The sequence below is a fragment of the Flavobacterium sp. genome, assembly GCF_046153165.1.
Taxonomy (GTDB): Bacteria; Bacteroidota; Bacteroidia; order Flavobacteriales; family Flavobacteriaceae; genus Flavobacterium.
The window spans coordinates 34707-60639 of record NZ_JBJXEN010000096.1; the positions used below are offsets into that span (position 1 = coordinate 34707).

Consider the following 25933-nt stretch of genomic DNA (forward strand, 5'->3'; position numbering starts at 1 on the left):
CAGTTTAAACAAAAAAAATAACTTTTATGGATTTTACCTTACTTATAGTTGTTATAGTACTTGCCCTGATATTTGATTATATAAATGGTTTTCACGATGCGGCAAATTCTATTGCAACTATTGTGGCAACCAAAGTTTTAACTCCTTTTCAAGCTGTAGTTTGGGCAGCATTTTTTAACTTTTTAGCCTTTTGGGTTTTTGGATTTGGTGTTGCCGATACAGTGGCAAAAACTGCAAAAACTGAAAATATAAATTTAGCGGTTATCCTCTCTGGAGTTATTGCCGCCATCATCTGGAATCTAATCACCTGGTGGAAAGGAATTCCTTCATCATCATCACATACTTTAATTGGTGGATTTGCTGGAGCTGCAATTGCTCATGCAGGTTTTAATGTTGTAAATTGGTACAAACCAGGAGAAGACGGACATTTGCCTACAGGAGTATTAGTAATTATTGCTTTTATTGTTTTAGCGCCTTTGTTAGGAATGTTAATTTCCTATTTTATATCGCTTTGGTTAATGTATTCTTCTAAAAAGAATATTTATCCAAAATTGCTAACAATTGCTTTAATGATATTATCAATTTGGTTTTTAAGCACTGTCTTAATAGGATATGATGATATTAAAAAACCTCGATTTGACAATCATTTTTTAGCAACTATTACAGAACCATCTAATATTAAATGGTTGTTGGTAGCAATAATCTTCTTTAGTATTGCAATTTTTAATTTATTATTTAGTAGCTTCTCTACTGCGACATCGCAAGCAATACTTAGAAAAATGCAATTATTATCATCTGCCTCTTTCAGTTTAGGTCATGGTGGTAATGATTCACAAAAAGTAATGGGTATTATTGCAGCAGCAGTTGCAGTTTATATTCACACTAGTGGTGCTACTATAGATTCATTACCAAGTTGGTTGCACGTTATATTACCATCTGATAAAGACGGTGTGAAAATAGAAGGTCAAATGCCAGATTGGATTCCAATTGCTTGTTATAGTGTGATTGCATTAGGAACGTTAAGTGGTGGATGGAAAATTGTAAAAACAATGGGATCTAAAATTACCAAAGTAACTTCTTTTGAAGGTGTTGTTGCAGAATCTGCTGGAGCATTAACTTTGTTTATGACAGAACATTTTAAAGTACCAGTATCTACAACACATACTATTGCAGGTTCTATAATTGGTGTAGGAATTACAAAAAGGATTTCTGCTGTACGTTGGGGAATTACTATAAATTTATTATGGGCTTGGGTACTTACCATACCTGTTACAGCTTTAATTGCTGTAATTGTATATTATATTACGACAATATTTATTTAATAAATTTTATTATAAAAGCAAAAGGGAGAAATTTAAATTTCTCCCTTTTTTATGTTTTGAAATTGGAAGTGTTATTTGTGAAGGTCGTTCTTGGGTTTCAACTAGTAATTTTAAAAAAACAAGACCTAGTGGCTTGCCTTAGTAAGTGTGAATATTACCAAACAATCACAAAATATAAACCAACCTTTGAGTTATCAGTTTGTATTTTCTAAATAAACACAGAATTAAGCCATTGATGCAAACTACTATTATATGCTGGTTTTATTCTAACCCATAATTAATTAAAATTTTACAATATTCATTAGCTTCATATTGTAATTTTGGAATTGCCTTGGAACCTGAACCTTGTCTATCGAGAAATTCTTGATGCTTTTGAAAATCAGAAATTGATTGTTTCAATAAACCCAATTGATTTAGATTTGATTTTATATTTTCATCTATGTAACCCAAATGAGGATTTTTTTTAAGCAACATTAAATCATTAGTAAATGCGTTATCGATTATGTGAGATAATCTGTTAAAGTCATTAAATTCGATTTCTCCTAAAATCGTATGTTTAAATAATCGTCCTATAATTGTTGCTTTATCGGCATCATTAAGACGAGTAAGTGTAATCAATAGTTTTTCTCCAGCTTTTGTAGTCTCTTCTTTATCTTCTAAGTCTTGAATAAATTTTTGTCTCTTATCAAAAGGTATCTCTTTTAATTCAAATAAAAATTTCATTAGTTTTTTTACAAAAAATGACTCTGTTAATGTTTGATATAAACCATAAGACTTAAATCCAAGTCCAAAAATTGGAATTTCTTTTAAAACCTCTGAATCAGTCATTAAATCAAAAGTTGTTTCTAAAATTTCTGAAGACAATTCTTTTATTGCTTCAGATTTTACAGAATCAAAAATGTCGAGATTATTTATCATTGTCGGTTTTTTTAACCTTTTAAAAACATATTACTTCAATGAATCTTTTCTCGATTTATAATGCATCAAGTATTCTCCTTTTGGTTTGCCATCATCGAAAGAACTAAATTTTATTAGCGTTCTTACATTATCTCTGGCTTCTTTGTTCGTGAAATTTTCGTATTCTATTCTGTAAATTGCAGAATACATTTCGGCACGACCTACACCGTGATAACAGTGAATTAAGACTGGATAATTGTCCTTGTTATCCATGATTTTTAAAAAAGTATCTACATTTTTTTGGGTAGGAACTTGGTCTGAACCATTGTTAAAGTAGTTTACTCCTTTTATTTTTGCAATAGCTTCTTTTTCGGCAGTTAATTCGGCAGGGATTTCTGGATTATTAACTAAATCGGCAGTTCCTGGGAAACGCAAATCGACAATAGATTTTATCTTATATTTTTTGACATAACTTTCTATTTCGTTTGGCGGAATCACGCCAGATTTATATACTTTCCCTTCGGTTATGGTTTCGAAATTATGATTTATATTCATGTCATAAACATACTTTCCTACAAATAAAAGTACTATTGCAAGAATTGTGAAACCAATTATTTTTTTATTCTTTTTCATTTTTTTTTTACAAAAATATTCAAATTTAATCACTTAACTTATACTATAATCAAATATTTATAAAGTTTAATTCTAAAAAAGATAGAGCTAAAGAAATTCTATTTGAACTATTTTCAAATCTTTTATTTTAAGATAAGCTCTTTAGTAATTATATAAATTCCCATAACAAGAACAAACCAACCAAAAGCAGGCTTTAACTTTTTTCCGTCAATTTTTTTAGACAATGCAGTTCCTATAAACATTCCAATTATTGCAATGATTGATATAGTAAAAAGCATTTTATAATTAATTTGAACACCTGTTAATATATCTCCACTAAATCCTATTGCAGAATTTATAGAAATGATTAGCAATGATGTTCCTACTGCTTGTTTCATAGGTAAATTTGCAAAAAACAATAATGCAGGAATTATCAAGAAACCTCCTCCAGCACCCAAAAAACCAGTTACTAATCCTACTAAAAAACCTATAAATACTAATATTTTATAATTTACGTTTTCTATCGTTTCAGGTTTGTCTTTTGACTTTTTTATCATCGAAATCGATGCAAGAATCATTAGACCTGCAAAAACAATCATGATTAGCATGTTTTTAGAAACTACAAAATCATTAACAGCAAAAATTTGAGAAGGAATCATTGGAAGGATTATTTCTCTAACAATAAGTAATGAAATTACAGATGGTAAAGCAAATATTAACGCCGATTTTATTTTCAAATTTCCTAATAGATAATGCCTGTAAGAACCTACCATTGAAGATATTCCGACAATAAATAAGGAGTAACTAACTGCGCTTTCTGGATTTATTTTAAATAAATAAACAAGTACGGGAACAGTAAGAATACTACCTCCTGCACCTACTAAACCAAGTGTCATACCTATTAGAATAGAAATAAAATAACCTATATATTCCATAATTATAAAAAATTATTTGGTAAATATCATAAGAATATTATTCGCTTTCTGTAACATTTATCACATTGCTTTTAAAATCTCAATATGGTTTCGATGCAGTTTTAATGAACCTCGTTGTTCTAATTTTTTAAGTAATCTAGAGATAACCTCTCTTGAAGTATTTAATTCTGTTGCTATTTCTTGATGTGATAATTTCAAATCATTACAACCACAGGCTTCTTTATGACGTTTCAAGTAAAACTCTAGTCTTTCGTCCATAGCTTTAAAAGCTATACTATTAATAACTTCTAAAACTTCTTCAAAACGATTTCGGTAAGTATCTATTACAAATTCGTACCAAGTTCTGTGTTGCATCATCCATTTGTCCATGAGTGGTAACGGAACCATAACCAACTCTACATCTTCTATGACCTTTGCCATAATTTGACTTTTCTCACTTTTTGTAGCACAAATCATAGAAATAGCGCAAGCTTGACCTGGTTGCAAATAGTACATAAAAAATTCTCCTCCATCATCATCCTCACGATAAACCTTAATACTTCCACTTAAAACCAATACAGTGTTTTTTATATATTGGCCAGTTCGTATTATTGTTTCTCCTGCAGAAAAAAACTGATGAATAGCGTTTTCATTAATATCTTTTATTAAATCATTAGAAAAATTTGGAAAAGTATTTTTTATACTATCTTTCATATATTAAGTTATGGTTTACAAATTTACTTTTTCTTTGATATAAAATACTATTTCTTTCAAAACTTAATAAACGAAAAAAAAAATCGATTCAAATAAATGAACCGATTTTAACCTTTTAATTAATATAAACTTTTAACCTTTATTAATTTTTTACAACTTTATATTTTTCAATTGTAACTTTATCTGATTTATCATCATATATTTCTACTACTAAATCGCCATTTGTATCGAAATAGCCTATTGCAGTTTTACTTTCTGATCTAAATATATAACTATTAGTTGATGTTTTTCTTAACAAGGCTGGTTTAGAATCTCCGTAAGTCATAATATATCCAGAAGCATCTAATGCTAATTTATACTTATTCCCATTTGATTCATAATAAGAGCTCCTATCGATATCTACAGTTCTAGTACTTCCGTCAGGGTTTGTGATTTTTGTTGTGGTGGTAACCATAACTGGTGAATCTGCTGTTGGAATATTTTTTGTATTTGCTTTTTCTTCACCCAATTCTATTTTTTGAACTTTTTTTGTAACTTCTTTTTTTACTGTTTTGTGTTCTCCGTCGGAATCTTTTTTTGTTAATGTTGTTGTCTTTGTCTCCGTTTGTGTATTTGCATTTTGTGCTTCGATACTAGTAGAAAATAAAAGTCCTATAGCGCCAAAAAAGATAGTTTTACTTATCATTTTAAAATTCTGAATCTGTGTTTTCATAATGTTTTGTTTTAAATTATTACATTACAAATTTAAGCTTAACGATTAGTAGAATTATTTTTATAAGTTTCATAATTCACAGGTAAATAAATTTTTAGCCTTTTTAATAGTAATTTTGATAATTAAAAGAATGAAATGATTGTAAAGCTAAAATTGATGTTTTTTATTTTGATAATGTTTAGTTATCAACTTTCATTTGCGCAAGAAAATCCGAAAAAAATTGATTCTTCAAAAATGTATCGCAATATTGAAAAATATTCTAAAAAAAGAAAATTTACAAAATTTGTTTATAAACTAATATTTGAACCTGTTGCCAAACAAAAAGTTCAAAAAAGTAGTTTTCAGAAAATAAAAAAACCAAATTACACACAATATGAAGGCAAAATAATTAGAGATATAAAAATCACAACATTAGATCCATTTGGATATTCTGATATTGACTCTACTCGAGTTCCAAAGAATTTTATGGATAGAACGGGGAATTCATTACATCTAAAAACTAAGAATATAGCTATTAGAAATTTACTTTTAATCAAAAAAAATAAGCCTTTAGATTCGCTATTGGTTAGAGAATCTGAAAGATTAGTTCGTAGTCAACGATATATAAGGAGTATTACTTCTCATATCAAATTGGTTTCACAAGATTCTGTCGATGTTTATATTAGAGTCTTAGATTCTTGGAGTTCAGCTCCTGATTTTTCTATATCCTCTACAAAATCTAAATTTTATCTAACTGAAAAAAACTTTTTTGGTATAGGTCATGAATTTTCAAATTCCTATACCAATAGTCTTACTGGAAACAAAAATGGATATAGTAGTAATTATTTTATCCCAGCAATTCTTAATACTTTTATAACTGCAAGATTAAATTACACTATCGACATAGATGGGAATTACGCTAAATTAATAAGTCTAGAGCGTCCATTTTTCTCACCTTATGCACGTTGGGGAGCAGGAATATCTATTGGTCAAGACTTAAATAAATTACTATCTTTAAATAATGATCTAATACCCGAAATACAAAATGTAAAATATAATTATCATGATTATTGGGCTGGTCATTCTTACCAAATTTTTAAAGGAAATTCAGAATATAATAGGGCTACTAATTTTATAACAAGCGCAAGGTATTTTAACAAAAAGTATACTGAGAAAACATTTATTAATCAAGATAGTTTAGATGTATATGCAGACGAAAAATTATACTTAATTGGTTTAGGGATTTCTTCTAGAAAATTTACACAGGACAAATACATATTTAATTTTAATACTATTGAAGATATTGCTTCTGGATTTGTTTATAATTTAACTACTGGTTATCAGAAAAAATATAATGATTATCAATTTTATGCTGGTGGTAGAATTGCTATAGGTAGTTATTTTGAATTTGGTTACTTGAGTGGTAATATAGAATATGGAACTTTTGTAAATAATGGAAAAACCAATCAAACTACTAGTAGTTTAAAACTAGTTTATTTCACAAATTTAAAAGAAATTGGAGATTGGAAATTTCGTGGATTCGTAAAACCACAAGTAATAATAGGTAATAATCGATTAGATTCTAATGTAGATAGACTTACGTTAAATGGTTCTACAGGGATTAACGGTTTTAATAGTGATGACTTATTTGGAACTAAAAAACTATTAACAACTATTCAAATACAGGGTTATTCTCCTTGGCGCATTATAGGATTTAGATTAAATCCTTATTTAAGCTATTCTGCTGGAATGCTAGGAAATAAAAGTAATGGATTTGAGCGTAGTAAGTTATATTCTCAAATTGGATTAGGAATTATTATAAGTAATGATTATTTAGTTTTTAATACATTTCAGTTTTCTTTTTCGTTCTTTCCTAATATTCCAGATGGCAATTCGGTATTTAAAACTAATTCTATTTCGACTTCCGATTTTGGGTTACAAAATTTTGAGATTTCTAAGCCAATTTTAGTAGATTATCAATAGTTATTTTATACAATCTTATCTTTAAAATACTAGATCTTTATTCTAATATTGTTATTTAGACTAAGAGAAACTTGAGTGATTGCGTTACATAAGAAGTAAATAAAATAATATGAATGTTAGAAGAAATTTCTACTTCGCTGAAATAACAAACTGTATGTTATTTATTGCTGTAAATTAAAGTATTAAATAGTTTTAATCATAAAAAAACCGAAACTTTCGAATCGGTTTTTAATTTATTGAAAAAAATAGTTTCAATCTATATCATTAGATTTCTTCGATTTTTTTCCAATAAAATTCTTCAATGCAAACTTTAAAACTTTCCCCAAACCTCGTTTTATAGGATTCACTGAATTATCGTTTAATAATGTTTTAGATAGATAATTTGTTCCTAAACCAATTGCTCCATTTATTAAATTAGCTTTTAAATCAGGTGAAGTTATCACTTTTTGGAGCGAGCTTTTTATTAAGTTTATAGGTTTAAAACTATCTATAGTTGTATGGTATTGATCTTTAAGTATCAAAAAATCTTCTGCTTGTTTGTTTTTCAAAAAAGCAATTTTTTCTTTAAGGGCAGTTCTTTCATCAATTGGTTTCATACTAATTTTTCATTTTATTAATAATAAAATTACTAACTGGATTTTTAACCCATTCTTCTCTAAAAATATAAAGCAAAATCGCCAAACATAAATAACCAAATGCTATTACAAAAAAACCTAAATATATTTCACCTAAATATTGTCCCACACAAAGTGCTAACCCAACATTAACTAGCAATAAAAAAAGAACAACAACAATAGACATAGCTAACTTTACTGCTAGATTCGAAAATATTTCTGCCGATTTGTCGACGGCTTCGTATTTGCATAATTCGAGCGTTGTTTTGCTATAAATTTCTGCTTTTTCAATCAGTTTTTCTATTGTTGTTGTAGAATTTTCCATTGTTTTTGAGTTTAATTATTTTGGAGTTACCATTGATTTAGTTTCTTCTAAAATATCTTCATATTTATCTGAAACTTCTTGGTACAAACCATCAAATTTTCCTTTTAATTCGTCAGCATAATCCTGACCTTTTCTCATAATTTTTCTTCTAGTTTTTGTACCTTTATGTGGTGCAAATAAAACTCCTAGTAATGCACCTACTCCAATTCCTAACAAAACACCAGCTACTGTTTTTCCTGATTCCATAATTTCTATTTTTAAATGATTTATTTATACTTTTTTCCCCTGAATAAGTCTTAATAATACTGCAATAACTGCAATAACTAATAAGACATGAATAATGGCTCCTGCACTATATGCAAAGAATCCTATTGCCCAAAAAATAATTAAAATTACTGCGATTGTATATAGTAAATTGCCCATGATATTTGATTTTTTAGTTTATAAAATTGAATATGATAAATATAAATTGATTACACTGTTTTTGCCATCAGGAAAAGTGTAATTTGTTCCTGCAAAATTTCTTTCTTTTCCAACTTTTTGCAATCCGTAATTATAACGAACTCCAAAACCAATCTTATCTGAGTCGAAACCTACACCTACTGAAAGTCCTGTATCAAACTTATTATAATCTTCATTACTCAGATTATTTTCAGTGTCAAACAAAGTACCTTGTGAATCGTTAGTTGCTTTTCCATCAACTAAATAGGATACATAAGGCCCCGCATGAATATTGAAATTATTGGTTAGATTTACAACCAACAAAACTGGAAGTTCTATATAATTCAGCTTAAATTTTGAGGTTCCATTTACAAAAGAGTTGTTGTAAGTAAGTTTAGCTCCTTTAGTTGTATATAACAATTCTGGTTGGATGGCAAATAATTCAGTAATTGGTAATTTTGCAAATATTCCAGCATTAAAACCAGTTAAGACATTATTACTATCTACATCTTCTGTGTAAAGATTCGAGAAATTTACACCTCCTTTAAATCCAAATTTTAATTTACTACTATCGGTAGTACCTTGCGCAAATGTGAACTGCGAGATACTTACAAAGAGTAATAATGCAATAATAATTTTTGACTTTTTCATATTATGTTTGTTTAGTTTGTAACATTATTATTACATTACAAAGATTGTCATATTTAAAAACGAATATGTTATATAACTTTTAATAAAAGTTATAATATTCACAGTTTAAAATATTTCATAAAAAAAGCGAGAAATAAATCTCGCCTTTTTCTTTACTTTTTATTATTAACTGTTAAGTCTTTAAAAGCTTGTCCTAGTCCAGTCATATCCGAATCGAATTCTCGTTTGAATGATTCCCAATCTGTTTGATTATTTTCATAATCTGAGATTTTTGTTTTCAAAGAAGTATTTCTTTCTTCAAGTGCATCAATGCTTTTTGCGTACGCTGCATCGAATGTTTTACCTGGTTTTTTCATTGCACTTTTTAACTCTGCGATACGAGCTTCATTATCTGCAATGGTCTTGTTTGCTTCTTCTTTATAAGTTTGCCATTCAGCATCGTTTGCTTTTTTAACGGCATCTTTATTTACATCATCAGTTACTGCATCTAGATTATCAGCGGCATCTTGTACGTTTTCGACAGCATCTGCTTCTTTATCCGAATTTGATTTACATCCTGTAAACACAAATCCTGAAATAAATGTTGCTATTGTTAAGATAAAAATTGACTTTTTCATAATTTTAAAATTTAATATTATTTTTAATTAAAGAGCTTCTATAATACTATGTAATTCTTCTTTTGTTTTTCCTAATGTTACTTGAAGCTTCCCTAACATCTCTTCTTTTTTACCATCAATAAATAATAAATCATTATCTGTTAATTTTGCAAATTTTTGTTTGAGTTTCCCTTTTTGTACTTCCCAATCTCCTTTTAATTCTGTTGTGTTCATATCTATAAATTTTAAAATTAAGAATACATTTTCTTAACATTACAAAGGTGAGAACGATTGCCGTATAATACTTTATACAATTTTAGGAAAGAGTTGTAATATTCATAGCTTTAGATTTGATTTTCAATATTTATATCTTTCAGTGCATTATCTAATACTTTCTCAGCTAAATCATCAGTTTCAGTTTCTATATATTCTTTATAAAGTTCTACAATTTCTTTTTCGGTTTTTTTACCCATATCCATTACCGAGTTATTGGCTGGTTCATGCGATGAAATAAGTTCATTCATTTTTAAATGAATTAATGCCGAATATCTATTAAATGATTTTTGAATAATAAATAAACTTAAAAAAGTGATTCCAAAAATAATATCTCCAATATTTTGATGCAAATCCTTAGATGTAGGCAAATTTGTAATCCACCAAAATATAACCAAAATAAATGCGAAAATAAATGTGATAGAATTTCCTAGAATTTTAGTTACTATTGAAACTAATAATTCAAAATATTTTTCGATATTGAAATAAGCACTTTTCATAAATAAGTTAATTAATATAAAAACAATCATTTACAAATGCAATTTGCTTTTTATCGGAAAGCTTATCGGTATTTTTAACAATTATTTCTACGTTTGTAAACTTGTTATCCGCTTTTAAGATATTAGATAATTCAGTTTTTGCATTAGTAGCACCAAACAATAAAACCTCATCATAATTTAGAAGTTCTTCTCTTAGTTTTTTATAAAACATATTTTGCATATCCTGTTCTTTATTATGCAAATGACTTTCTCCTTTTTGCAAAATTTTCTCTTTTTCAAAATGATTAAATTCTGATTTTATAGTTTTCACTTCTTTGGCATCATTTGCATATTCGATAATATTTGCCGTAAAATGATCCATATAAACTGCTATTTTTTTTATCGTTTTCATATTAGTGTTTTAAAAATTATTAATAAGGCTAGGATGATTTGGAGCATATTTCCTAAGTAAATTTTCTAAAGAATCATAATAATCCTTTAGAATTTTATTACTAATCTCTGGAGTCTTCACATCTGGAATTGTCACTTTCATCTCGTTTAAATATTTTATTAACTCTGGGAATTCGTTACGAATTGTCATTGTTATTTTTAAAATATTTTCGTTTAGTTCAGCTTCTGTTTTCATTTATTTTTATATTAAAAATTAAAAAAGCACCAAATTGCATTTGGTGCTTTTTAAGAATTAAAAATTAACCAAAAAATCAAATCCTTATGCTATTGCTGATTGTTTCTTTGCATTTTTCTTTTGTGCTTTTTTAGCTAAATCCGTTTGGTCTTTCGCCTTAGTGTTACATCCGCAAGCCATAATGCTGTTTCCTGCCAATTGATGTTTTGCGGCTTCATGATGGTGTAATGCGGCTGCCTCATGATGCATTGCTGCTTTTTTGTGATTGTCAACTATTTTTTGACTTTCAATTTTTGGGTCTTTAATTTTTTTTGCTGGTTTTACTTCACTTGACATAATGTTTAATTTAACGTTGTGAATTAATTTTCATAACCATACAAATCTCTGATATTTACATTAATTACTTGTTATACAAATATTTATATAAGTTTCAATATTCATAGATTTATAATCAAATCAATTAATGTTTCCCTCTTTTATTTCCTTTTTCATTCCCACGGTGATTACCATTATCATGATGCTCATTACTTCCTCTAGACTTTTCCAAATTGTTGTCATTTTTATAATATTTAACTCTATGGTTTTTATAATGAGTATAAGGATTATGTCCGTGATAATCATTTAAAGCAACTACATAACCTGTGTTTAAATTGTAGCTTCTATAGCGTCTTGGCAATGATCTAGAACGAATCCAGACGCCATTATTAAGATAAATAAATTGAGATTGATGAATATCATAATATGAATCGATGTCTGGTAAATAATAGTACTCTTCTGTTGTAACTGTTGGTCCCCAAACTGGTGGACTTCCAATATTTACATTTACAGAAACTTGTGCTTGTGAGAAACTATATACTAAAAGAAATGTTCCTAATATAAATAATTTAAACTTTTCCATTTTTTAAAAATTTGTTAATGATTATTACTTCTACAAATTTGATTTTTAAAATTTTATAAAAGTTGTATAATTATTAGTAAAAGTTGTATAATTATTAGTAAAAAAGCAGAATAGCTTTTTTTAATTGCTATCCTGCCTTAGTATCTGTATTTAAAGAATTTATTTATTCCGAACGATATCAATTACAACTGTTCTGTTATAAAAACGTTCTTCTGGAAATTTATTTTCAAATAAAGAATAATTTGCATCTTCTCCATAACCATGAATTTCAAATTTAACATCTTTTCTTCCTAATTTTGCTAAACTCTTTTCAATAATAGTTTTAACATCATTAGCTCTTGCCAATGATAATTTTTGATTATAATTATCTTCCCCAATAATATCTGTATGTCCTTGAATAATAACTGTACCTCCAACTGGTATTTTTGGTGTTACAATTTCAGTTAGATATTTTTCATAAATTGCTATAGATTTAGACTCATTAAATTCATAAATAACACTAAATCTAATACTTTCTTGAATTTGTGGTGCAACATAAGGAAGAATACTAACCGTTGCATTTTTTCTAACTGTTTTACCACTTTTAGTTTGACCAACCATTACAACATTAAAGTTTCCTTGTTGTTGATTTTTTAGAATAGTATTTCTAGAAATAATTATCTTGTCTTCAGAGTAAGGTCCGAAATTTTTAATTTTTCCATTTCCATCTTTCAATTCCAACATCCAAGTTGAAAATGCTTCTTTTGAACCAACGTTATTAAAAGTGATATCATCAATATTTTGGTTTTGTTCAACTGTAACTATTTCAACTGGTTTCAATGGCGCATCGCCACTTCGAAATTCCATTAATAATTCTGGCGAATTACTTTCAATTGTAACTCTTCTGTCGCCTTCACGAAGCAAATCTAACTCAAGTTTTCCTCCAGGCTGTTCTGATGCGATTACAGGTTTTGTTCTTCCTTCAATAGCAATTCTAGAAGAATTAATACTAAAAACAGAAGTTAAATAGTCCTTTACACTTTGAGCCATTGCACGACCATCATCTGGTCCTTTTTCTGATGAACCAACTAATTTTATGGTTGAAGAAGGATTTTTTTGCATACGATCTCCAAGAATATTTATAACATTATAATATACAAGCATTTGTCTTTCAGATCTGCCTGACATATTTTTTGGAGTATTAAATTGTACTTGATCTTCTTTAAAATCTTTTACTTGATCTTTATTCAAAAGAACATAACGATCAGGAATTTGAGTAGAACCTAGATTAAAAAAGATATAATTACGAAGTGGAAAAACTTCACGCACACTATTTTGTACCAGAACATTTTTGGGTTGACCAACCGAAAACTGTACTTCTCCATCAACCCCTTTATCTGTAACAATTTCTTTACCACCTCCAAATTTTAATGCAAATCCAGCTCTTACTGTGGTTAAATTCCAAGTCTCTGTAGAACGTGGATTTTGCCCAAAATAAGGTTGAAAAGCAATAAATGGAGAAAGTACAAATTGAGTTTTGCTGATTTGTGATCCAATTGGAATATCATAACCCATTCCTATTTGCATTGAAAATATAGTTTTTTTAACATCGCTAAAATCTCCAGTTACATCAGGGTTAATTATTTGCAAAGGGTAATCAGGATTGTTACCCTGCTGATATGTAAATGACTTATCTAAATTGAAAGCCAATCTTGGTCCACCATATAAATAAAAATTAGATTTAAAAGGTGTAAATCGTAAACTTGGCTCAATAGTAAAATAACTCAATTTTACCTCTAAATCTGCAGGACAATTACAAGGTGTAATTACTTGACTAAATTTTCCGTTTCGATTATCATATCCTGTCTGAAACATAAATCCAAAATAAGAATCTGGACGGTGATATTCTACAAATGGAGCTGCATACAATCCAACTCCAAAACCGTTATGAAATGCTGTAGGCGGTGTAAAATTTTCATTTAAAACTTGTGTTGAACCACGATAAAAATTAAAATTAGAACCAACCGCTGCTCCAAACCACCATGATGGTTTAGTATATTGAACTTCTTGAGCTTGAACAGAATTTTGAGTTATAAAACATACCAAAGTAGCTAAAACAAAATATTTAATTGGTAGTTTATTTAAGGACCATGCTTTGCATGATCCTGTTATTGATTTAAAATTTGATTTCATTTTTTTTAAATTTTATTGTTATAATATTGAAGTTATTCGCATAGAATAAATCATTTATTTTAAAATTAATTAGGGACATTTACTGTTGTATTAACCATAGTTACTGAAGCAACTAATGATATTGCTCTTCCATTTAAAACGGTTTGAGCGGCATTTCCAGCAGTTGAAAAAGTAACTCCAGAATTTGCAATAATAGTTCCGGTCATCACTCCGCCTCCAGCACCATTTATAGTTGCTGCACTTCCTACGTACCAAAACACATTTTTAGGTAAAGCACCATTTATCATTATGACACTTTTTGCTCCAGTTGGTCCAGCAATTCCTACTGTTAGTCCTGCAGCAGTTTGAAAAATCCATACTGCATTAGGATTGCCTTGTGCATCTAATGTTAAGTTTCCGTTAGATATATTAAATGTTCCACTTGCAGATTTGTAAATTCCTGGTGCTAAAGTTAAGCCTCCAAGTTCTCCTGCACCCGGATCAATACCACCAGGCATTGAGGCTGGAGAAATACTTAAATAGGCGGCGTTAGCATCAAGTAGTCCTTGAGATGCAATAGCAAATGAAGCTGCTGTTCCTGGAGCTGGTGGGGCCGTATTAATACTTCCAGTTACATTACCTACATTAAGAGGTGTTTCAGTATAAATTGCATTTGAATCGTGAAAACCTGTTACTAAAGTAGAAGCTGCTGTTGTACCGATACTTCCATTATTTATAACTGTATTTAATCCTTGATTGGTAACTCCTGCATTACCACCAAAAGCACCAAACATTGAAGCTGTTCCTAAATTTGGAACTACTATAGTACTGAAACTCCATACATAATCATTGGCTAAAGGAATTCCAGCAACGTTTTTAGCTCCAGTTGTAACAGTCGCAGTATAAGTAGTATTTGCTAGAAGATTACTTGAAGGAGTAAATGTTGCTGTAGAACCGCTATAGGTAACTGATCCTAAAACTGCTGTTGAACCAATTTTCACAGTAAATGTAGTTGCCGAAATTGTCAAGGCATCCATTGGCATATTGAAAGTTGCAGTAACTATTTTGTTAAAAGCTACTCCTGTTGCATTGTTTAAAGGATCTGTGATAGTAATGATAGGAGCTAAAATTATTCCTGTGGTAAAGTTCCAAACATAATTACTAGCAATTGCTACGCCTGCAAAATTTTTAGCTCCAGTAGTAATAGTTCCTGTGTAAACAGTATTTGCTGTAAGTGGTAAAGTTGGTGTAAATGAAGCAGTAGTACCTGAATAAGTAACTATTCCTGCAATTGAAGTTGCACCTTGTTTTAATGTAAATGTTGTTCCGTTTATTGTCGCTCCATCCATTGGAGTATTAAAAGTTGCTTTAATAATTTTATTTAAAACTACTCCTGTTGCATTATTAGCCGGATCTGTGGTAATAACAATTGGTAATAGGCTTGTGCCCGTACTAAAAGTCCAAATATAATCAGACTGCAAAGCATTACCACGCAAATCTTTTGCAAGTGTTGTTACTTTACCAACATAAGTTTTGTTAGCAATAAGATTACCTGTTGGGGTAAATGATACTGTATTTCCTGAATAGGAAATTGTACCTGCAATTGGTGTTGTCCCATCTACTATTGTAAAAGATGATTGCGTAATAGTTGCAGGATTCATTGCCTCATTAAAAGTAACAGTAATTACTTTATTGAGAGATACACTTGTTTCACTATTTAGTGGACTAGTACCTATTACTGTTGGGCAAACTCCTATAGTTTCTTGAAAATCATCTTTAGAACAAGCCCCAAATAAAATAACAATTGTTAAGACAATTGTTGTAAATAGTTTTTTCTGTTTCATTTTATTATTTTTTAATTTATTATTAAAGAATTATTAAACAAAGGTTAGCCGACTACCCTATTGTTTTGTTATACTATTATTATCATTTGTTGCAATATTCACACATTAATAAACTGACTTACAGTAAATTAATAAAAAAACCATTAGCTTTCACTAATGGTTTTTTGAGATTATAAATCTTATTTTTTTTATTTATCTTTATTCAATAACAATTCATTTTCTTTTTTTGCTTCAGTTTTTTTCTTTTTCTTAAAAAACCCTCTCAACAAGAAATTATGTTTGGCTGCTTCTTCTATTTCTAATAAACTTTTTGAACCTTTTTCAATATTTGTAAGTGAAGAATCTAGTGATGTTGCTAGACGTTCATTACTTACTAATTTTGATAAAATTCCTTTATCATTATTTAACTTTTTAGTAAAAGCATCAAATTCATTAGAACTTTTCTCTAAATTTGATAATGTTTTTTCAATAGAATTTGCATAGTATGGGTTCGTCATTAATTTAGATAATGTACCATTTTTATCATTCATGTTTTTTGTAAAAACAAGAAACTCATCGGAACTTAACTGTAAATTTGTCAAGGTTTTTTGAATACCATTTGCAAATTCTTCATCGGTCAAAACCTTATTTAATGCTCCTTTTCCTTTGTTAATTTTTAAACTAAATTCAGAAAGTTGCAATGTAATAATTTGAGCATTATCGACACTTTTTCTCAAACCTTTCATTAAATCTTCTAATTCAACAGCTTTTGTAGAAGCGATTGTTCCATTATCCTTTACAATTTCATTAGATGATGTTCCTGGAGAAATAGTTAATACTTTATCTCCCATTAATCCGTCAGATCCTATACTGGCAACGGCATCCGTTTTAATAAACTTTTGTATTTCTTCTTTTATAATTAAATTAACAACCACCGAAGAATCCGAAATAAATTCGATTTTTTTTACAGTACCAATATTAATTCCAGAAAAACGAACGTTATTACCCACTTTTAAACCACTTACATTTTTGAAATGTGAATTTAAACGAAATGTTGAACCAAATAAATTTTGGCTTTTCCCTATAAAATAAACAGTAACTATAAATAATGCTAGTCCCAAAATGACAAACATTCCTAATTTCCATGTATAATTTGAACTTTTATTCATAAATATTGTTTTTTAAATTAAATAAAAAAAGAGCGAACCCATTCATCAGTACTCTTTTCTAATTCATCGTAGGTTCCTTCTGCATATATTATACCATCTTTAAGAATCATAATTCTGTTTCCTGTCTTTTTTGCACAATCCATATCATGAGTAATAATAATAGATGTTGTTTTGTATTTTTTTTGAACAGAAAGAATTAATTCGCTTATTTCTCTAGAAGTGATTGTATCTAAACCTGATGTAGGTTCGTCATACAAAATAATTTCAGGTTTAATAATTAATGTTCTTGCCAATCCAATACGTTTACGCATTCCTCCCGATAATTCCGCTGGCATTTTGTCTATAGCCTCCTTTAGTCCTACATTATCTAATGCTTCAATAATTTGTTTCTCAATTTCTTCATCGGATAAATTTCTTGTATGGTGTTTTAATGTGAATGCTAAATTTTGTCGTACTGACATCGAATCGTATAATGCTCCGTTTTGAAACATAAATCCAATTCTCATTCTAATTGGGTTAAGTGCATTATTTTTTAGTTTTGTAATATCTGTACCAAATACTTTAATTTCACCTTTGTCTGCTTCAACTAAACCTACTAAACATTTTATAGTGACCGATTTTCCAGAACCTGATCGTCCTAAAATTACTAAGCTTTCACCATTGTTTACAGTAAGATTTATCCCTTTTAAAACTTTATTTTTTCCAAATGCTTTCCATAAATTTTTGATGGATATAATAGGTTCATTTTTCATAATTCTAAAAGAATAAATCGGTTATTTGAACAGCTAACATATCTATGATAAAAATGGAAAGTGAAGCGGCAACAACTGACTCATTTGCAGCAATACCAACGCTTGCAGTTCCTTTTGATGCATTAAAACCTTTATAACAACCTATTAATCCTATAAAAAATCCGAAGAAAAAAGTTTTAATAACCGCTGGTATTAAATCTAAAAACTCAAGATGTTCAAAAACATCTGAAAAATAGCGATATAAACCCATACTTCCTCTCACATTGTAACCTACATAACCTCCATAAATTCCAACAAAATCAGCATAAATAACTAATATAGGCACCATTAGTGTTGTAGCTAAAATTCTGGTTACTACTAAATATTTATATGGATTTACTGCTGAAACTTCCATAGCATCTATTTGTTCCGTAACTTTCATAGAACCTAGTTCTGCTCCAATTCCTGAAGCTATTTTACCAGCGCAAATTAAAGCTGTAATTACGGGTGCAATTTCTCTTATTAATGATAATGAAACCATACTTGGTAACCAACTTTCGGCACCAAATTTGGTCATTGTTGGTCTTGATTGTATAGTTAATACTAATCCCATTATAAAACCTGTTATGCTAACTAGTGGTAATGATTTGTATCCGATAGCATAACACTGACGTATAAATTCATTAATTTGGAACGGAGGTTTTACAATTTCTTTAAAAAATCTTCCTGTAAATAAGGAAACATTACCTGTGTCTTCTAATATATTTTTGAGATAAGTTTGCATAGTCTAATTATTTAATTTCCAAAGATTATAATTCAAAATTGCAGCAAAACATACCCAAGAAATATATGGAACAAGTAACCAAGCTGCTGTTTTAGAAATTTCTACAAATCGAAAAATAGTAAGAAAAATAAGAATGAACATTAATACAATATCTATAAAAGCTATTAATGGCCAATGAAATCTGAAAAATATAATAGTCCACAAAAAATTTAAAACTAATTGTGATGCAAAAAATAATAATGCTTCATATTTCATAGGTTGATACACATTACTTTTCCAAATGATCCATAACGATATTGACATCAATATATATAAAACTGTCCAAACCGGACCAAAAATATAACTTGGTGGATTCCAAGATGGCTTTACAATAGATTCAAACCATACATTGTTTTGCGTTACACTTAGTAATCCTGAAACAATTCCAACCAATTGGCATATTAAAACAGAAATGATTAATTTCCAAGTAGTAGATAAAGTAATTGTTCTTTCCATATTTTTTAATTCATTAAGAAAACCTGTAAGATTTAAAAAATCTTACAGGCTATAAAATATCAATGTTATCTGTTAGTACCTAAACATACTGTTTGGGTGAGGAACTTCTTCTCTTGACTAAACAACATTGACTCTTCTGTTATCTTTTTTCATTAATAATTAAATCACGTAAATCTTTGACTTTATCATGATCCGATTTTAATAACGCATAATGTTTGTTTAACAAATCTTGTTCTGTAGAACTAGTATCTTGATGATCTTCAATTAAAATTTTCTTGTAAACTTTAAGAATCACATCTTCTCCATACTCACATGAATCTAAAATTGTTTTTCTGTCGTTACCACTTAGAGCCGCTTTTACGTCCATCCAGACACGAAAAAATTTACCTGTAACTCTTGTTCCTTCATCAGGAGTTCCTCCAAGTCTAATTACTTCTGCAACCAATTCTTTTCGATTTTGTACGCTTGTTTCCATTAAGTCAGAAAAAAGCATTTTCAAATCTGTTTCTCTCGCTTCTGCTTCTGCAGTTTTGTATCCTTCAATCCTATCGTTGTTAATTACGATTAGCGTATTGAATGCTTCAATTGTTTTTGCATTATCCATTTTATTATTTTTAATTGTGAATGTTTTACACTGTAAAAGTCTTAATAATAGATAGTAAACGTGTTACATAACTTTACAAATAAGTTATAATATTCACATATTTATGTAATATGTTTCTTAAAAACAAGCATTGGCGTTTTAGTATCAAATGCTAATTCGACAGATAAACTAGATAAAAACAATCGACTAAACCAATTGCGGTTTTGTTTTGTAAAAAGCACTACCATAGAAGGTTTTGCTTTTAAAATATCTTTTTCTAAATGATCCAAAAGTGGTTTTCCAGAATCTAATGGGCGCAAATAAAATTTGATATTTTTTGATTCATGGCTTTTTGTTAATTTGCTAAACTTATTCTTATTCATTTCAAAAAATGATTTGTAATCATAATGGTAAACATTTAGTTTAGCTTCTAACGGATTGATAAACGTTTCTATTTTTTTAAATTCTTCATCAAAATTTTTAAAATCAGACGCAAAAAATATAGAATTAATGGGTTTAACTCGATAATTTTTTGGTACAATTATTACTGGAGTTGGAGAAAAGCTTATCAATTCTGATGCAGTAGTTCCAAATAATTGATTTAATTTTCCAGCTCCTACAGTACTCACACAAATATACTTGGCATTAATAGTTTTTGCATATTCGATAATTTGATTACTCGCTACTATTCCTACATCACAAACACACTTATATTCTGCTTTTTTAATTTTAGTTTGATGGTATATATCACTAATAAATTTTTCTAGAAATTTCTGGCTTCTTTCTATTTCATTGGATTCAAATTGATTATAATACGCATTATCCCAAATAGATGGTCTAAAAATTGTTACAACATTATAAAAAATAAGTTCACATTGGGTTTGCGTTGCTAATTGCATTGCAAAAAGAATTCCTTTTTTAGAATTGACAGAAAAATCTGTGGTTACTACTATTTTGTTCATAATTATTTATTTTTAGAATTTAATACTCTTATAAAAAATCACTCTGCAAAAATTTCTTTTGCTAACTCATCATCTAAATTATAAATATCTTTTCTAAAATTTAGATTTCCATTACTATCTACCCATGCTGTAAAATAGGCAATATAAACTGGCATATTAGGTTTTACTGGAATTCCAGTTTCTTTTTTAGTTTTTAATACTTCATCTACTTTTTCTTGACTCCAATTTTTGTCGTTTTTTAGTAAATAAAAGGCTAATTTTTTTGGATTTTCAACACGTATACAACCGTGACTAAAATCTCTCTTATTTTGATTAAACAATTCTTTCGATGGAGTATCATGTAAATAAATACTAAAACTATTTGGGAAAAGAAACTTCATTTTACCCAAAGAATTATTATCACCTGGTTTTTGTCTAATGATAAACGGTACATTTTTAGAATATTTATGCCAATTAATTGTTGAAGCATTAATTACCTTGCCAGTATTAGAAACGACTTCCATATTATTTCTAGACAAATAATTAGCATTGCGCTTCAAATGAGGTAAAATCTCTTTATTGATGATACTATTTGGGATATTCCAATACGGATTAAGTATAATTCTAGAAATATTACCTTTAAAAATACTAGTTTGCTTGGCTTCTTTCCCAACCACCACATTGGTTTCCCAAAGTAATTTTTTGTTTTCAAAAACATGCAATTTATATTCAGGGATATTAACTAGTAAATAATCATTTTCAATCTCGACAGGAACCCATCGTAAACGCTCGAGATTTACCAGCATTTGTTTTATACGAAAATCGACAGTTTTGTTTAATTCTTCTAAAGTTTTAGTATCTAATTTTCCATTCTCAGTTAAGCCTAATCGTTGTTGAAAATTAGAAATTGCTGTTTCTAAACTATTAGAGAAAAGAATTGTTTTATCATTTACCTTTAAATCTCCTGACAAAAATAAACGCTCTTTTACCTGTAACAAACAAGAATCAGATTCTGTTACAGACAATGTTTTTATGTTTGTTTTAATAATAGGAAAACCTCCCTTTTTTTGAATGTCTCTATACAACCTAAGTTTTTCTTTTAACTTAGAATAATATAGGTTTACAGGTTCATAAGTTTTATCATTTTCATTCTTTAAAATCAAAGAATCTAACAAGATTTGAAGATTTTTTTTACTTCTGGGAATAAACCAATCGAGTTGATGCGCATTTTTATTTACTCCTGAAAAAGCTTTTTCAGAGTATTTAAAAAAAGTGGTTGTTAGCATTAATTCTAATTTTTCACGCTCTTTTTCATCAATTTCTACTCTATCTTTATTAATTTTTATTAAAGAATCTAACTGTGCATTATTTAAAGTTTTATCATTAAAATCATTACTATAATTTTGTAATTGATTTTGAAAATTTGATACTGCTTGTATCATTCCATTTTTACTGAACCAAGCATATTGAAAGTTTCTATTTTTATAAAATAAATTAACTTCTTTTACAATATTTTCATTTTCAGGATTGGATTTAAAAAACGAATTGATAGTCGATTCATTAAGAAATAAATCGGTATAATTTTGACTTGGATTTATTGTTAACGCATTTATTTTTGGTTCTTTTTTACAACTAAAAAAAAGAACCAAAATAAAAATTATGTTTAGGACATTTTTCATTTAACAGCTTTATTTGTATGACTTTGAATTTCTTCGATTTCGTATTTTTCTTTTTTAATGTCTTGCCTAATAAATGCAAAAATACTCATGTAAACATTAGCAATCCAAACCAATGAAAACAAGGCAATTATGTAACCTCTCCAATCATCTAATAGCAATTTATAATCAGAAAAAATGATAAAAAATAAACTCACGTAATGACTAAAACAATATTCACAAGTAAAAAGATAGAATATTTTTCGAGTAAATAATGTTTTAGAATTTTGACTTTTATTAATGCAAAAATTCCGTGGTTCTCTAAAAATTTCTTCGTGTGTAACTGTCCAAGCTACGCATGCAATAGGAATTGCAAGTACAAAAAGCCAGATTATTTGAATATATAAATTCATTATTTTTTACTTGCTTCAATACATTTCAAAAATTCATCTATAAAAATTTTAGCAAAATCATCAGTTTCTTTCTTGTTTGTTGGTTTTCCAAAATTATCAAATTTTTCTTCAACTTTAGATACTGGAAAATTTTTAGATATACAAATAGATCCTATTTTACAAAATATAAATTGCAAGTGTGTTAATGCTTCTAAACCGCCAAAATCTCCAGATGAAACTGTAGAAAAAGCAATAATCTTATTTTGCCATTCTTCATATAATAAATCGATAACATTTTTTAGACTAGCAGGAATACTTCCGTTATATTCTGGTGAAACAATAATAATTGCATCTGATGCAATTATTTTATTTTTGAATTCAAGTGCTTCTAAACTTGGTGATTTTTGATTTTTTAATCTTTCATCAAAAACGGGAAAATTGTATTGTTTCAAGTCTAAAATTTCAGCAGTTGCTAACTTATTTGTTTTCAAGTATTCTTGAAAATAAAGAGCAACGTTATGGCTTTTTCTATCTATTCTAATACTAGATGATATGATTGAAATATGATACATTTTTTATATTTTTAAATTTCGAAATGAACTTCCGAAGTTATAGGAATACTCAAAGCTTTAGAAATTAAGCAATTTTTTTCGGCATCTTTAGTAATCGTTGCAAATTCTTCTGCATTTATACCTGGAATAGCTCCTGATATATTTAAATGAATTCCAGTAATATTTAATCCTTCCATTGTAAGAGTAGCTTCTGTATCTAATTTATTAGCGGTAATTCCTTTTGCATTAAGCATTGATGAAACTGCCATTGTAAAACAACCTGCGTGTGCTGCTGCTAATAATTCTTCAGGATTTGTACCTTTTTCTCCTTCTTCGAAACGAGTTTTGAAACTATAATTTGTGTTTTCTAGAACGCCACTTTGAGTAGATAATGTTCCCTTTCCTTCTTTGAGGTTTCCCTCCCAATGTGCTTTTGCAGTTCTTATCATGATTTTTTCTTAATTTATTGTCCTTTATCTTCTTCTAAGTCATTGTGATTATCTCCTCCAATACTATAAGAATTATTTTCTTCGTCCTCACTTCCTATATTTTCTTGATCATCATCAAGCTCAGAACCTGGAATATCTAAATCACTACCAGATTTATCTTGATTAAAATTTTTCTCATTCCAAGTAGGAATTTTATCAATTTTAATAATTTCTTTCTTTTTAGAAATATTTTCTGGATCTATATCAAATTCTTTATCAAATTTGTTATAAATATCTTCACTTTCAGGATACTTAGGATAACCATCTTTATTTTCTAACTGTTCATTTGATGCTTTCGGAAATTTTTCTTTCTTTTTCATTTTATAAAAATTTAAGATTTTTTCAATTCTTCTTCTAGAATTTTTTTCTTATCATAATATTCAGATTCTGTTATTTGTCCATTTGCATATCTTTTTTGCAAAACATCAAAAGCAGTATCTTTTTTACGTCTTTGACCAGGAATATCGTAAGGAATTGCGAAAATCCAAAATAATAAGATTACCCATAAAACCCACCAAATGATATTCATTCCCCAATAATAATTTTCGTAATTCATAATTATATTTTTTAATTTAAATAACGTCTTAATATCCAAGCAATCGTTTCATGCTGTTGTAAAATCCCTGTAAGTAAATCGGCAGTTCCTGCATCATGACTTTCATCAATACAAATGTCAATGTCTTTGCGTAATTCGGCAATTAGTATTTCATGATCTGATAAGAGTTCAGAAATCATGGCTTCTTGAACAGGATATTTGTTTGGATGTTCTACAATTCGAGAAAGTAAAGTAAACTCATTCATTGTCCCAATAGTTTTGCCGCCTAATTTGTTTATTCTTTCAGCAACTTCATCTATTACTTGTTCTAATTCTGAATACTGTTTTTCGAATAGTTTGTGTAATTCCATAAAACTTTCTCCAGCAACATTCCAATGAAACTTTCTAGTTTTTATGTATAATGTCATTTCATCAGATAAAATAACGGATAGTAAATTAATATTTTTATGCAAATGCACTTCGGATATTCCAATTTTTGGTATCATATTTTTAAGGTTCTAAAGGTTGATTTATACTAGTGAAAAGTTCTTCTAATCTTAACAAATGTTCTTGTGTAAATTTTAAATGAATAGTTAATGCTTTAACGATTTCGGGGGACTTCGCATTTAAGATCATTTTAGGTAATGATAAATTTAGTCTCTTTTCTGAGTTATAAATTGTCATTAATTCATCAACAAAAACATTGCAATTATCGCTTGAAACATCATTGTTAGTTTTCGATAAAATATGATTATTTATTGTCATTGTTTTTTATTTTTCATTAAAGAATTAGACTATTTATTTTCTAAATTTTGTTGGTATTTATTTTTGCAACAACATTTACATTAATACAAAGTTGTCACAATCAAAGAGTTAATTTGTTATACAACTATTTGATAATGTTATAATATTCATAGATTTTCTATTAGATTGTTTTCATTCCTAAAAAAACTAAAATGCCTACAACCACAAATAAAAAAATTAAGTATATAAAAAACTGACTTACACCATATCTCAGTTCTAAATATTTTACTGGATAAGTAATTACTTCAAAAATTGTAGCACTTAATTTCTTTTTTATTCCTTTCTCTTTCAACAAGTACCCATCACCTTCTTTTTTATGTAGATCAATCGCATTACCAATATCCTCATTATTAGAGAGAATTATTACTTTAGTTTTTTGATTAATATTTTTAATAAAGTTCACAATTTTAGTGCCTTCATCTCCAAAATAATCATAATCTAATACGACTATACTAGTGTTTTCATCTACTTTTGATAATGCTTTAACAGAATCTGTAAAAGTTGAAATATTAAAAATGGTTCCGAATCGTTTTTCAAGAAACTGATGTAATTTCAATGAATTTTCAAGATTATCTTCGACGATAAACAAGTTTTGAGTTTGATTTGTCATAATTTATAATTATTTAAAATGAATCGTTGTCACCAAATTCATTCAATTTTTTTTTAATTGTTTGTTTAGAATTATCAGATTTTGTTTTAGAATTTGAAGCCTCTGTTTTTTTCTTAGCATCACTTTTTTTAGGTGCTATTGTATGTTGTTTTTTAATTGCCATAA

Annotated in this window: 37 protein-coding genes; 2 read left to right on the forward strand and 35 right to left on the reverse strand. The window is 28.3% G+C overall.

Annotation, left to right across the window (positions count from 1 at the left end; genetic code table 11):
• Window positions 1-26 precede the first annotated feature (26 nt).
• The gene (locus ACKVOV_RS11140) at window positions 27-1322 is read left to right on the forward strand and encodes an anion permease (protein WP_409206828.1); all 1296 of its coding nucleotides are present in this window, start codon (window positions 27-29) and stop codon (window positions 1320-1322) included.
• Window positions 1323-1583: 261 nt separating this feature from the next.
• Here ACKVOV_RS11140 and ACKVOV_RS11145 read toward each other — a convergent pair whose 3' ends face one another.
• The 5 genes from ACKVOV_RS11145 to ACKVOV_RS11165 all read right to left on the reverse strand — a co-directional run bounded on the left by ACKVOV_RS11145 (window position 1584) and on the right by ACKVOV_RS11165 (window position 5171).
• Window positions 1584-2240 (reverse strand): hypothetical protein, encoded by a 657-nt coding sequence (locus tag ACKVOV_RS11145; protein ID WP_409206829.1) that lies wholly within the window; start codon window positions 2238-2240, stop codon window positions 1584-1586.
• A 30-nt stretch (window positions 2241-2270) separates the two neighbouring features.
• A complete protein-coding gene (locus ACKVOV_RS11150) occupies window positions 2271-2852 on the reverse strand; it encodes a dual specificity protein phosphatase family protein (RefSeq protein WP_409206830.1) in 582 nt (193 codons plus the stop codon).
• A gap of 122 nt (window positions 2853-2974) precedes the next feature.
• Window positions 2975-3766 carry a sulfite exporter TauE/SafE family protein gene (locus ACKVOV_RS11155; RefSeq protein ID WP_409206831.1) on the reverse strand — a complete coding sequence of 264 codons (792 nt, stop codon included), beginning with the start codon at window positions 3764-3766 and terminating at the stop codon, window positions 2975-2977.
• 60 nt (window positions 3767-3826) lie between these two features.
• Window positions 3827-4459, reverse strand: a complete 633-nt coding sequence (locus ACKVOV_RS11160; protein WP_409206832.1) for a Crp/Fnr family transcriptional regulator — start codon at window positions 4457-4459, stop codon at window positions 3827-3829.
• A 142-nt stretch (window positions 4460-4601) separates the two neighbouring features.
• Window positions 4602-5171: a hypothetical protein gene (locus tag ACKVOV_RS11165; protein ID WP_409206833.1), complete on the reverse strand. Its 570-nt coding sequence runs from the start codon at window positions 5169-5171 to the stop codon at window positions 4602-4604.
• Window positions 5172-5405: 234 nt separating this feature from the next.
• On the opposite strand from ACKVOV_RS11165, the gene ACKVOV_RS11170 reads away from it, so the two are divergent.
• The gene (locus ACKVOV_RS11170) at window positions 5406-7133 is read left to right on the forward strand and encodes a hypothetical protein (protein WP_409206834.1); all 1728 of its coding nucleotides are present in this window, start codon (window positions 5406-5408) and stop codon (window positions 7131-7133) included.
• Between the two features lie 251 nt (window positions 7134-7384).
• On the opposite strand, the gene ACKVOV_RS11175 is transcribed toward ACKVOV_RS11170, so the two are convergent.
• The 30 genes from ACKVOV_RS11175 to ACKVOV_RS11320 form a co-directional block, all read right to left on the reverse strand.
• Window positions 7385-7729 (reverse strand): hypothetical protein, encoded by a 345-nt coding sequence (locus ACKVOV_RS11175; RefSeq protein WP_409206835.1) that lies wholly within the window; start codon window positions 7727-7729, stop codon window positions 7385-7387.
• Window position 7730: 1 nt separating this feature from the next.
• Entirely contained in the window at window positions 7731-8072 is a 342-nt protein-coding gene (locus ACKVOV_RS11180) for a hypothetical protein (protein ID WP_409206836.1), read from the reverse strand.
• Window positions 8073-8087: 15 nt separating this feature from the next.
• On the reverse strand, window positions 8088-8318 hold the full coding sequence (locus ACKVOV_RS11185; protein ID WP_409206837.1) for a YtxH domain-containing protein: 231 nt from the start codon (window positions 8316-8318) through the stop codon (window positions 8088-8090).
• A 24-nt stretch (window positions 8319-8342) separates the two neighbouring features.
• The gene (locus ACKVOV_RS11190; RefSeq protein ID WP_409206838.1) at window positions 8343-8495 is read right to left on the reverse strand and encodes a lmo0937 family membrane protein; all 153 of its coding nucleotides are present in this window, start codon (window positions 8493-8495) and stop codon (window positions 8343-8345) included.
• Between the two features lie 18 nt (window positions 8496-8513).
• Complete coding sequence (locus ACKVOV_RS11195; protein ID WP_409206839.1) at window positions 8514-9164, reverse strand: porin family protein; 651 nt, start codon at window positions 9162-9164, stop codon at window positions 8514-8516.
• A 152-nt stretch (window positions 9165-9316) separates the two neighbouring features.
• Window positions 9317-9781, reverse strand: coding sequence for a hypothetical protein (locus ACKVOV_RS11200; RefSeq protein ID WP_409206840.1), 465 nt, complete (start codon window positions 9779-9781; stop codon window positions 9317-9319).
• Between the two features lie 27 nt (window positions 9782-9808).
• Window positions 9809-9994: a CsbD family protein gene (locus tag ACKVOV_RS11205; RefSeq protein WP_409206841.1), complete on the reverse strand. Its 186-nt coding sequence runs from the start codon at window positions 9992-9994 to the stop codon at window positions 9809-9811.
• A 110-nt stretch (window positions 9995-10104) separates the two neighbouring features.
• On the reverse strand, window positions 10105-10533 hold the full coding sequence (locus tag ACKVOV_RS11210; RefSeq protein ID WP_409206842.1) for a low affinity iron permease family protein: 429 nt from the start codon (window positions 10531-10533) through the stop codon (window positions 10105-10107).
• A gap of 7 nt (window positions 10534-10540) precedes the next feature.
• A complete protein-coding gene (locus ACKVOV_RS11215) occupies window positions 10541-10924 on the reverse strand; it encodes a hypothetical protein (RefSeq protein WP_409206843.1) in 384 nt (127 codons plus the stop codon).
• A 9-nt stretch (window positions 10925-10933) separates the two neighbouring features.
• On the reverse strand, window positions 10934-11158 hold the full coding sequence (locus ACKVOV_RS11220; RefSeq protein ID WP_409206844.1) for a hypothetical protein: 225 nt from the start codon (window positions 11156-11158) through the stop codon (window positions 10934-10936).
• An 84-nt stretch (window positions 11159-11242) separates the two neighbouring features.
• Window positions 11243-11494, reverse strand: coding sequence for a hypothetical protein (locus ACKVOV_RS11225; RefSeq protein ID WP_409206845.1), 252 nt, complete (start codon window positions 11492-11494; stop codon window positions 11243-11245).
• 124 nt (window positions 11495-11618) lie between these two features.
• Window positions 11619-12056 carry a hypothetical protein gene (locus tag ACKVOV_RS11230; RefSeq protein WP_409206846.1) on the reverse strand — a complete coding sequence of 146 codons (438 nt, stop codon included), beginning with the start codon at window positions 12054-12056 and terminating at the stop codon, window positions 11619-11621.
• A gap of 159 nt (window positions 12057-12215) precedes the next feature.
• A complete protein-coding gene (locus tag ACKVOV_RS11235; protein WP_409206847.1) occupies window positions 12216-14228 on the reverse strand; it encodes an OmpA family protein in 2013 nt (670 codons plus the stop codon).
• 65 nt (window positions 14229-14293) lie between these two features.
• On the reverse strand, window positions 14294-16051 hold the full coding sequence (locus ACKVOV_RS11240) for an Ig-like domain-containing protein (protein WP_409206848.1): 1758 nt from the start codon (window positions 16049-16051) through the stop codon (window positions 14294-14296).
• 188 nt (window positions 16052-16239) lie between these two features.
• The gene (locus ACKVOV_RS11245) at window positions 16240-17199 is read right to left on the reverse strand and encodes an MlaD family protein (RefSeq protein WP_409206849.1); all 960 of its coding nucleotides are present in this window, start codon (window positions 17197-17199) and stop codon (window positions 16240-16242) included.
• Window positions 17200-17216: 17 nt separating this feature from the next.
• The gene (locus ACKVOV_RS11250; RefSeq protein ID WP_409206850.1) at window positions 17217-17951 is read right to left on the reverse strand and encodes an ABC transporter ATP-binding protein; all 735 of its coding nucleotides are present in this window, start codon (window positions 17949-17951) and stop codon (window positions 17217-17219) included.
• A 4-nt stretch (window positions 17952-17955) separates the two neighbouring features.
• Window positions 17956-18714 carry an MlaE family ABC transporter permease gene (locus tag ACKVOV_RS11255; protein ID WP_409206851.1) on the reverse strand — a complete coding sequence of 253 codons (759 nt, stop codon included), beginning with the start codon at window positions 18712-18714 and terminating at the stop codon, window positions 17956-17958.
• Between the two features lie 3 nt (window positions 18715-18717).
• Entirely contained in the window at window positions 18718-19209 is a 492-nt protein-coding gene (locus tag ACKVOV_RS11260) for a TspO/MBR family protein (RefSeq protein WP_409206852.1), read from the reverse strand.
• A gap of 139 nt (window positions 19210-19348) precedes the next feature.
• Entirely contained in the window at window positions 19349-19813 is a 465-nt protein-coding gene (locus tag ACKVOV_RS11265; RefSeq protein ID WP_409206853.1) for a ferritin-like domain-containing protein, read from the reverse strand.
• 101 nt (window positions 19814-19914) lie between these two features.
• Window positions 19915-20754: a universal stress protein gene (locus tag ACKVOV_RS11270; RefSeq protein WP_409206854.1), complete on the reverse strand. Its 840-nt coding sequence runs from the start codon at window positions 20752-20754 to the stop codon at window positions 19915-19917.
• Window positions 20755-20792: 38 nt separating this feature from the next.
• Entirely contained in the window at window positions 20793-22412 is a 1620-nt protein-coding gene (locus ACKVOV_RS11275) for a murein L,D-transpeptidase (RefSeq protein ID WP_409206855.1), read from the reverse strand.
• Entirely contained in the window at window positions 22409-22801 is a 393-nt protein-coding gene (locus ACKVOV_RS11280) for a hypothetical protein (protein WP_409206856.1), read from the reverse strand. Before ACKVOV_RS11280 ends, ACKVOV_RS11275 begins: the two co-directional genes overlap by 4 nt.
• The gene (locus ACKVOV_RS11285) at window positions 22801-23352 is read right to left on the reverse strand and encodes an NADPH-dependent FMN reductase (RefSeq protein WP_409206857.1); all 552 of its coding nucleotides are present in this window, start codon (window positions 23350-23352) and stop codon (window positions 22801-22803) included. The genes ACKVOV_RS11280 and ACKVOV_RS11285 overlap by 1 nt, the downstream gene beginning before the upstream one ends.
• Window positions 23353-23363: 11 nt before the next feature.
• Window positions 23364-23780 carry an OsmC family protein gene (locus ACKVOV_RS11290; RefSeq protein WP_409206858.1) on the reverse strand — a complete coding sequence of 139 codons (417 nt, stop codon included), beginning with the start codon at window positions 23778-23780 and terminating at the stop codon, window positions 23364-23366.
• A 14-nt stretch (window positions 23781-23794) separates the two neighbouring features.
• The gene (locus ACKVOV_RS11295; protein ID WP_409206859.1) at window positions 23795-24139 is read right to left on the reverse strand and encodes a hypothetical protein; all 345 of its coding nucleotides are present in this window, start codon (window positions 24137-24139) and stop codon (window positions 23795-23797) included.
• Between the two features lie 11 nt (window positions 24140-24150).
• The gene (locus ACKVOV_RS11300; RefSeq protein WP_409206860.1) at window positions 24151-24375 is read right to left on the reverse strand and encodes an SHOCT domain-containing protein; all 225 of its coding nucleotides are present in this window, start codon (window positions 24373-24375) and stop codon (window positions 24151-24153) included.
• Between the two features lie 11 nt (window positions 24376-24386).
• Complete coding sequence (locus tag ACKVOV_RS11305) at window positions 24387-24860, reverse strand: Dps family protein (protein WP_409206861.1); 474 nt, start codon at window positions 24858-24860, stop codon at window positions 24387-24389.
• Between the two features lie 4 nt (window positions 24861-24864).
• Window positions 24865-25119: a DUF892 family protein gene (locus ACKVOV_RS11310; protein ID WP_409206862.1), complete on the reverse strand. Its 255-nt coding sequence runs from the start codon at window positions 25117-25119 to the stop codon at window positions 24865-24867.
• Between the two features lie 160 nt (window positions 25120-25279).
• Window positions 25280-25768: a response regulator gene (locus ACKVOV_RS11315; protein ID WP_409206863.1), complete on the reverse strand. Its 489-nt coding sequence runs from the start codon at window positions 25766-25768 to the stop codon at window positions 25280-25282.
• Window positions 25769-25781: 13 nt separating this feature from the next.
• Window positions 25782-25931 (reverse strand): hypothetical protein, encoded by a 150-nt coding sequence (locus tag ACKVOV_RS11320; protein WP_409206864.1) that lies wholly within the window; start codon window positions 25929-25931, stop codon window positions 25782-25784.
• Window positions 25932-25933: the final 2 nt, after the last annotated feature.